3 protein-coding genes are annotated in these 1,735 nt (G+C 64.2%); all 3 read left to right on the forward strand.

What is annotated here, in order from left to right; translation table 11 throughout:
• The coding region (locus tag WAW39_RS21075) for a bifunctional pyr operon transcriptional regulator/uracil phosphoribosyltransferase PyrR (protein ID WP_422321134.1) at window positions 1–286 on the forward strand (286 nt) is incomplete at its 5' end.
• The gene (locus WAW39_RS21080) at window positions 283–1,251 is read left to right on the forward strand and encodes an aspartate carbamoyltransferase catalytic subunit (protein WP_422321135.1); all 969 of its coding nucleotides are present in this window, start codon (window positions 283–285) and stop codon (window positions 1,249–1,251) included. The genes WAW39_RS21075 and WAW39_RS21080, both read left to right, overlap by 4 nt.
• Window positions 1,244–1,735, forward strand: a 492-nt coding sequence (locus tag WAW39_RS21085; protein WP_422321136.1) for an amidohydrolase family protein, incomplete at its 3' end; no start/stop codon positions are given. The genes WAW39_RS21080 and WAW39_RS21085, both read left to right, overlap by 8 nt.

Genomic DNA, 1,735 nt, shown 5'->3' on the forward strand with positions numbered 1-1,735 from the left:
GGGTACGGAGGTCCCCTTCGACGTGAACGACCAGCTGGTCGTCCTGACGGACGATGTGCTGCATTCCGGCCGGACGGTCCGCGCCGCCTTGAATGCCATGATCGACCTGGGCCGCTGCCGGGCCATCCGGCTGGCGGTGCTGGTGGACCGCGGCCACCGGGAGCTCCCGATCCGGGCGGATTACGTCGGCAAGAACATCCCCACGGCCGAGGATGAGAAAGTGATCGTCCATCTCAAAGAAACGGATGGCGAAGATGCCGTGATTGTGAGGAAGAAAGCGACATGAACGCGGTTTGGACGCGCAAGGATCTGATCGAGATCAGGAGCCTCAGCAGGGAGGAGATTCTGCTCGTGCTGGACACGGCGCGGGTCTTCAAGGAGATCCTGGCCCGCCCGATCAAGAAAGTGCCCTCCCTGCGCGGCAAGACGGTGGTGAACCTCTTCGTCGAGCCCAGCACCCGCACGCGCGGTTCCTTCGAGCTCGCGGCCAAGCGGCTCAGCGCGGATGTTGTCAGCTTCGCCAGCGAAAGCAGCAGTTTCAAGAAGGGGGAAACCCTCAAGGATACGGCCCTCAATCTCCAGGCGCTCAACGCGGATTACCTGATTCTCCGGCACAGCGCTGCGGGGGCGGCCCAATTCCTGGCCGAGAGGCTGGAAACCGTCTCCGTCATCAACGCCGGGGACGGCGCCCACGAGCATCCCACACAGGCATTGCTGGACACCTTTACGGCCCGCGAGCGGTTGGGGTCGCTCGAAGGCAGGCATGTGGTGATCCTCGGGGACATCCTCTTCAGCCGCGTGGCACGGTCGAATATCTGGGCGTTGCTCAAGCTGGGGGCGAAAGTGACCCTCGTCGGCCCGTCGACGCTGGTGCCGCCGATTTTCCGCGAGATGGGGGTGTCGGTTTCCCATGACCTGGACGCGGTGCTGCCCACGGCGGATGTGATCAACCTGCTGCGCATCCAGCACGAGCGCCAGCGCAAGACGATGTTCCCCTCCATCGGGGAATATATCTCCCTTTTCGGCCTGACCCTCGACCGGTTCAAGCGCTGCAAGCCGGACGTCCTCATCATGCACCCCGGCCCCATCAACCGTGGTGTTGAAATTGCCAGCGAACTGGCCGACGGCCCCAACTCGGTGATCCTGGAGCAGGTGACGAACGGCCTGGCTGTCCGCATGGCGGTGCTTTACCTGCTGGGCGGGGGAACGCCGTTCGATCAGGCTGCGCAGGAGGGGACTCCCAATGAATGACAAGGTTTTGATTCTCAAGGGCGGACGGGTCATCGACCCGGAGTCCGGCGTCGATGAGGTGAGGGACGTAGTGGCCGTCGGCGGCAAGATCGTCGAGTCGGCCCCCAAGGGCTTGGCGGCGGAAGTGATCGACGTGACTGGCAAGGTTGTCACCCCTGGCCTGATCGACATCCACGTGCACCTCCGTGAGCCGGGCCAGTCGGCCAAGGAAACCATCGCCACGGGAACCCAGGCGGCGGCGGCGGGTGGGTTCACCAGCGTGGTGGCCATGCCCAATACGTCCCCGCGCTCGGATGGCCCGAACACCATTGCATGGCTCCAGGCGCGCATCAAGGATCAGGCCGTGGTCAACGTCTTCCCCACCGGCTGCATTTCGCATGGCATGGAAGGGGAAACCCTGGCGCCCATCGGTTCGCTGGTGAAGGCGGGCGTGGTCGCGATCACGGACGATGGCGGGTGCATCCAGAACAACGAACTGATGCGC

This window comes from Prosthecobacter sp. (assembly GCF_049294395.1).
GTDB lineage: Bacteria > Verrucomicrobiota > Verrucomicrobiia > Verrucomicrobiales > Verrucomicrobiaceae > Prosthecobacter.